Source organism: Amycolatopsis sp. NPDC059021 (genome assembly GCF_042739895.1).
Lineage (GTDB): Bacteria > Actinomycetota > Actinomycetes > Mycobacteriales > Pseudonocardiaceae > Amycolatopsis.
In genome coordinates this window covers 20,961-26,029 of the sequence record NZ_JBHYIQ010000126.1, presented here as the reverse complement: position 1 = coordinate 26,029, position 5,069 = coordinate 20,961, and the positions used below count along the sequence as shown (strand labels likewise).

4 protein-coding genes are annotated in these 5,069 nt (G+C 68.5%); all 4 read left to right on the top strand.

The genetic code is table 11. From position 1 onward, the window contains the following. Window positions 1-779: 779 nt before the first annotated feature. Window positions 780-2,579 carry a hypothetical protein gene (locus ACFWX1_RS42805; RefSeq protein WP_378395622.1) on the top strand — a complete coding sequence of 600 codons (1,800 nt, stop codon included), beginning with the start codon at window positions 780-782 and terminating at the stop codon, window positions 2,577-2,579. A gap of 68 nt (window positions 2,580-2,647) precedes the next feature. After that, window positions 2,648-4,405, top strand: coding sequence for a hypothetical protein (locus ACFWX1_RS42800; protein WP_378395621.1), 1,758 nt, complete (start codon window positions 2,648-2,650; stop codon window positions 4,403-4,405). Window positions 4,406-4,460: 55 nt separating this feature from the next. Beyond that, window positions 4,461-4,673 (top strand): hypothetical protein, encoded by a 213-nt coding sequence (locus tag ACFWX1_RS42795; RefSeq protein WP_378395620.1) that lies wholly within the window; start codon window positions 4,461-4,463, stop codon window positions 4,671-4,673. A gap of 37 nt (window positions 4,674-4,710) precedes the next feature. Further along, window positions 4,711-4,956: a hypothetical protein gene (locus ACFWX1_RS42790; protein ID WP_378323466.1), complete on the top strand. Its 246-nt coding sequence runs from the start codon at window positions 4,711-4,713 to the stop codon at window positions 4,954-4,956. The last annotated feature ends 113 nt before the right edge of the window (window positions 4,957-5,069 follow it).

Genomic DNA, 5,069 nt, shown 5'->3' with positions numbered 1-5,069 from the left:
CGTTTAGCCCGCTAAACGCACTCTGCGCGGCCCCGGCGAGCGCAGTTAGCGGGCTAAACGCGGCGCTGAGCAACGCTAAGGATCTGGCGGGAGGGGAGGCCTGCCGGTGTGCCGAGACGGCTGAGGACCGGGGCCGCGTCGGTCAGGAAGCGGACGAGTTCCCCGGGTTTGGTAACGAAATCATCACGACTGCTGCCAGGGGTGATGGTGCTGTTAGGGCTGTTGTGACCAGTAGTGAGACCGCCAAGGGGAGCACTTCTCATGGTCCGAGAAGACGTCACCCGTTCGGTCTAGTCGCAACAGCTTCGCCGCCTTTCGGGCGGAGGGAAATTCCCCCAACGGGGTTAATTCTCATTCTTTGATCACGAGATTGACACGATGACCGGTTGGGTCGAATATTTCGCGCATGTCCGCTCCTGTCGCCTTGGTGTGCCGCCGCCACGTGGATCTTCGGCACCAGGCCAGCGCGCTCTGTATGAATTCCTGACGGTTCCTCCGCAACCGATCCGCTGAATCCGCGCGGCCGTTTCCCGGCGCGTGCCGATTCACCGTGACCCGTTCATTGTTCGCCGCACCGCGAGCTTTCCCGGACCCGCCGGTCCGGTGAAAGCGCACGCGGTGCCGCCGGCTTCCCCTGCCGCAATCGGGCAGTTCGTCGTGCGCGAAACAGGGGGAGGGATGTGCCTTTCGTGGCGCTTTTCGACAAACAGGGAGTACGTATGCGATTCACCTCGCTCCGGACCGGTCCGGTCCGAAGGCGAAAAGTGGTGACCGTCGCCATGGCGGCCGCACTGGCCGTCGCGGCGGTCACCTACACCGGCTCGGCGACCAGCGCCTACGCCGACGTCCAGGTCGTCACCGACGCCAAGACGGCGGCCGACGGCAAGCAGTACTGGGTGCAGAACCACCTGGTGTCCAAGGATCTCGCCACGCAGGCGCGTTCCGGTGGCACACCCAAGAAGTGGCTGCTGGTCTGGGCCGGTGACGAGAACATCGCCGACACACTGGTCAAGGACGTCAAGAATCTGCCGGGCTCGCTCGGCGGTGGTCTGAACAAGGTCAAGAACGCGCTTCCCGGGCCGGACTTCCTGGCCGTGATCGACGCGACCCAGGGCTCGCCGACCTACGGCAAGGTGGTCAACACCGCCACCGTCGGCCCGCTCGTCGAGAACGAGCCGCACCACATGCAATACGTGTGGCACAAGGGAGAAACCATCTACGCCGGTGCGCTCTTCGCCGCCGCGACGTACGCGTTCGACGTCGGTGCGCTGCCGCAGCTGAAGCTCAAGGGCGTCAGCCTGCCGACGCAGACGCTCGGTGGTTCGGTGCCGGACGCGTACTGGGTGCTCAAGGACGGCACCGCCTATGGCACGTACATGGGCGGCCCGGTCGTTCCCGGTCCGCATTCCTACGCCGATGGTTCCACCCAGATCGGCAATGGCTTCGCCGGCAGTCCGGGTGAAGTGGTCCGCTTCGACCAGAACGCCAAGGTGCTTTCGGAGTCACCCGCCGCGACACCGCAGGGCGACAACCAGAAACTGTGCGACAACCTGCCGCAGCTGGGCAAGCCGACGTGCGCGAACCCGCACGGGATCCAGGCCCGCGAGGATCTGAACACGTTGGTCACCAGTGACTACGCCGAGCCGAGGAACATCATTCTCGACCCGGTCAAGCAGCCCTCGCCGTACCTGCGCCGCCCGACCGTGCGGACCTGGGACATCTCCGACCGGAACCACCCGAAGCTGAAGGCGGTGTCCTATCTGCAGGACGGCCCGCGTGCCGATCCGAAGGACCCGTTGCACGCCGAAAGCCGCGCGGTCATGGAGACCACGGTGACCAACCAGCCCGGCCACAAGGGCGCGTTCGCCCAGACCATGCAGGGCGGCGCGGTGTTCTACACGCCGGACATCACCGCGAAGGAGCCGCACTGGATCGAGGTGTTCGACGACGGCACCGCGAACAAGGCGATCTACCCGAACAACGACTCCAACGGCGGTAGTTCCAACGGTGGCTGGATCCAGACCAGCCCGGACGACAAGTACCTCTATCGCGCCATCCAGGGGCGGCAGAAGGGCGCGCTCGGGCCGGACGACCCCGGCACCACCGGCGGCGTGTACGTCCTCGACATCGAGAAGCTGGTCAATGCCGGCGACCGGGTCGAGGACATCAAGGGCCGTATCGACACCAAGGAGAAGGCGCAGCAGGGCGGTGGCGGTGACCTGCCGACCGTCGCCGGCGCGGCGCCGATCAACCCCGGCACCCCGGGCGCGGGCCCGCACTGGGGCGCCTACGACAACTGGGCGCTCGGCGCGGACGGTTTCTACCACGAAACCGCCCAGCCGCAGCATCTCGCGGTGTCGAACTACTTCGTCGCCCGGTCCGGTTTGGACGGTGACCACAAGGTCAACCTGCTGAACCTCGGGCCGGACGGGAAGATCGCGGTCGACCAGAAGTTCCGGGACGAGTTCACCGGGCAGGTCGGCATCAACTTCAACCGCAAGTCCTGGCCGCACGGGGACTTCGGCAACGCCAAACCGCACTCCGAGCTGTTCGTCGTCGCGGACGCGGACATCAAGTGATCACCGTGGCGGGGGGGGGGGGGCGCGGCCCCCCCCCCCCCCCCCCCCACTCCACCCGGAAGGTCCCCATGGATCACCATGTCGTCCCGGCCACCGGTTCGTCCGGAGTGGACATCGCCGCGCTGCTGCTGAGACTCGTCCTCCTGCTGAGTACCGCTTTCCTCGCCGGTACCGGAGTCCTGCGACCGCTCGTGGACAAGGTGCCGCGGCGGTTGCTCATCGTCGTCGGCCTGCTCGGCGGTGTCTCGGCCGTGTCGGCGGTGGTGTCGGCGTTCGTCGTCGACCTCAACGTGTTCGCGCTGGCCGTCCATGTCGTGCTCGCCGCGACGATCCCCGTGCTGATTCGCTGGCCGTCCGCCGGCCGGTGGGCGTCGATCGCCTTGATCGTCCTGGTGGTGCTGGAAACCTCTCTCGGCCGCTCCGGTGTCGATTTCGCTGTCGACACGGTCTACGTGGTGGGCACCGCGCTGTGGTTCGGCGTCACCGTCCTGTCCGCCGGCGTGCCCGCGGATCGCTGGCGCAGCACCACCTTCCGGCTCGGCCCGCTCGCGCTGACGATCGGTGGCCTGCTCGCGGTCGCGGGCGCGGTGCAACTCGTCCAATCCGGACTCGGCTTCGACCGGCGATTGTACGAATCCCTCTTCGGCGTCGCGCTGCTCGCGATCGTCCTGGTGCCGATCGTGGTGGCCGTCCTTGCCGGGATCCTGCTGGGGGACAAGGATTCCGGCCGGGTGTACCGATTCGGTGCGGCCGGGGTCGCCGTGGGTTTTCTCGCCTGGAGCGCGCTGGCGGCCATCCCCCAGCCGCCTGCTCTGCCGGTTCCCGGCGTTCCGCTGCTCGCCGACGCGGTCGCCGGCGGCGCGCGGATCCCGGTGCTGCTCAGCCCGCAACGGCCGGGCCGCAACCTCGTGCACTTCCCGGCCAGCGCGGGCGACGACCTCTCTGCCGGGGTACCCGGCGGGCTGATCACCAAAGCCGTGGCACGGCCGGGCGCCGAGGGAAGCTGGGCCGAGGTCGAACTCCCGCCGGGACGCAGCGAACTGGTCGTGACCAAGGGAACGGCCGAAACGAAGGTCGACGTCGATGCGGGAGACGCCGCCGGGCCCTCGATCGCGGACGCCGACGCGCCGGAATGCGCCAGCGCGGCACTCGGCGGAGTCATCGCCGGACGACGCGATGTGCTCGCCTCGTGCCCAGCCGACGCACTGTCCTCTGAGGACAGTGGATCGCTGGTCAAGCTCGTGGAGTTCCTCGCGGGGCGAAAGCCTGCGGCGATCACCCTGGTCGGTGACGCGTCACCCCGCGGTGTCGCGGCGGCGAAGCTGGTGCGGGACACCGCGGCGCGCACCGGCCTCGCGGTGCGGGAAGACCCCGGCGCCGACACAGCGTTGGTCGTCGTCTCCGGTTGGGCCGGCGGATACACGGCGATGAGCCGCGCCGCCGAGTCACAGCGGTTGAAGCCGACACATCAGTACGGCTTGTATCTCGCGCCCTGGCTGCTGAACGGCCCGATCGTGAACGCGGTCGCGAGCTCTTCGCTGCCATTACGGTTCGACCCGCGCGATCAGCTCGCCGTCGGCTACGCGGTGGCCGTGGGGAATTCCTTCGGCGGGGAGAGCCCGACCTTGGGCGGTTTTCGTTCCTGGCTCGGCGACCAATGGCGTTCGGCGAACGGCGATGTGCAGATCTTCGCCGCCGCGCAGGTCAACGCCATGCCGATGTATCCGAATGAACCACATGCCATCGGAATGGTGATGAACCGCGATTATGCGGGCCAGTGGGTTCCGGACGGAACCATTGTGCCGATCAGCGCGGTTCTCCGCTGATTTCCGCTTCCCGGAGGAAGCGGGGAAATCGATCGAAGTCAAGGAGGTGAATTCCATGAAGCGAATCGCAGCCAGGGTGCTGCTCCCGCTGGCCGCGGCGGCAGCGCTGACCGGGGTGGCGGGCGGGGTGGCCGACGCCACCCCTGCCGAGAACGCACCCATCTGGGTGACGCCGGACCTCGACCTCGGCGGTCTGCTCGGCCCCACGGTGCCGGCGCCGACCCAGCTCCTCGCGCCGATCTTCGGCCTCATCACGCCGATCTCCTGATCCCGCACACCCCCAGGTCACCCCAAGGAGGGAACCGATGAAGAAAACCCTGGCCCGCGCGGCCGCGATCGCCACGCTCGCGAGCGTCGGCGTGCTCGGTGCCGCCGTGCCGGCGCTGGCGGCCACCACGTCCGCCCAGGACGCGCCCGGCGGCGTGACCGTCGTGGACGAGCCCGACACGACCAACCTGAACAACATCTGGACGTTCGCGCCGCTCGGTGTTCCGGTGCTCGGCCTGATCCAGTCGCTCAACGGTGTCCCGGGCAGGCTGCTGCCCTCCTGAGTGCCCCGGCGGGGGGGGGGGGGGGGCGGGGGGGGGGGCGGGGGGGGGGCCCCGCCCCCCGGAGCGAGGACGCAGAGAGAGGGGACCACGACCGAGCTCCGGAGAGGCGCTCG